General features: G+C 61.9%; 1 protein-coding gene and 1 pseudogene. One reads left to right on the top strand and one right to left on the bottom strand.

The annotated features are described in order from the left end of the window. A partial coding sequence (locus A1355_RS09850) for a GNAT family N-acetyltransferase (RefSeq protein ID WP_064027503.1) occupies positions 1–305 on the top strand: 305 nt, incomplete at its 5' end. A gap of 33 nt (positions 306–338) precedes the next feature. On the opposite strand, the pseudogene A1355_RS25705 reads toward A1355_RS09850, so the two are convergent. After that, a pseudogene (locus A1355_RS25705) lies at positions 339–1012 on the bottom strand (hypothetical protein); the annotation flags it as partial.

Here is a 1012-nt window from a genome sequence, read left to right on the forward strand (position 1 = left end):
TCGGCGAAATCCTGGTGGCGCGGGAAGACGGCCGGCCTGTCGGCATGGTCAGCTTGCTATACACGGTGTCCACGGCGCTCGGCGGGCGCGTGGCATGGCTGGAAGATATGGTGGTGACCGCGAATCGGCGCGGGTCGGGGATAGGCCAAGGATTGCTGAAAGCGGCCATCGCACACGCCAAATCCGGCGGTTGCCGCCGGATTACCTTGTTAACCGACGCGGAGAATGCGGCGGCGCAAGACTTTTATCGGCGGGAAGGTTTTAACGCTTCGCCAATGCGGCCTTACCGCTTGTCGTTGGAGTGACGCAGCCGAATGCGTTTGACGTCACGCGCCGGATTATTCGCCGGCCGCCGTAAAGGCGTCGCGTAATATTTGTTCGGCGCTGTAACCGGCTTCAGCCAGGGCTTGGGCGCGCAATATCGACAATCCCAGGCCGTGGCCACTGCCCACGCCTTCGAATTGCCAGCCCCTCCCGCCACTGAGTGCTTCGATCCGGTCCGGGCAGGACGGCAATTTGAGGGTATTGCGGAATACTTCGCAGGCTAGGACCTCCTCGCTTTCCGGATAGTATAGGCGGACCAACAATTCGCCGGTTTTGCGGCGTTCGCGGCGGATAGCGTCGATGCGTTGTTCCGCGAAACGGCCTTCCAATTCCGCGGCCGCGATTTGGCGAATCCAGCGTCGGTCGCCGCCGTTGGCGAAGGGCAGCCAAGTTTGTCCGTCCGCCAGCGCATCCAGTAATCGCAACAAGTTGGGGTCGGTTCGCTCTCCGCTACGGGAATGGGCGTTTGGCGCCTCGCCCAGAAACACCATGCAGTGGGTGGTATCGCACAGAGCCTGACTCTCCGAGTGGCGATGCTTGCCGTGGCTGCCGTTCCAAATCACGAGGGCTCGCATCGCTCGGCGGGCACTGGCGGTCAAGGTTTGCGCCTCGGCTGACAAAACGCCATCGGCATAGGTTTCCGCGTCGGTTTCCAAAATGTCGGGACCTTCGCCGACGTCGTTCAATA

It is taken from the genome of Methylomonas koyamae, from assembly GCF_001644025.1.
Classification (GTDB): Bacteria; Pseudomonadota; Gammaproteobacteria; order Methylococcales; family Methylomonadaceae; genus Methylomonas; species Methylomonas koyamae_A.